Below are 248 nucleotides of genomic sequence, written 5' to 3'. Positions count from 1 at the left end.
ACTTTAAGCGCCTCAATGGGAGCTTGCATGATCAGCTCTAAACTCGACATATCAAAAGTCAAATTAAGCCCCACCTGAGAAAAATCGGCTTGGTTTAATACATCATCATGTTGGTACCCAGCTAATGCCTCGAGGACTTCCGGCACTATAGTATCCGCAAGTAAGGCCAAGGTTGATTTTGCAGGGAGTTCAATATTTTGATCTGCGGTGATAATTAATTCGACGTCACCAATCGCACTATCTTGCAA

At 43.1% G+C, this 248-nt stretch carries 1 protein-coding gene; it reads right to left on the bottom strand.

Annotated elements, in window-relative coordinates:
* Window positions 1–248: hypothetical protein (locus AAEZ03_RS28430; protein ID WP_350583312.1), on the bottom strand; the 248-nt coding region annotated here is incomplete at both ends.

Source organism: Pseudomonas sp. HY2-MNA-CIBAN-0224, from assembly GCF_040310285.1.
Lineage (GTDB): Bacteria > Pseudomonadota > Gammaproteobacteria > Pseudomonadales > Pseudomonadaceae > Aquipseudomonas > Aquipseudomonas helleri.
This window is presented reverse-complemented; position numbering and strand designations above follow the sequence as displayed.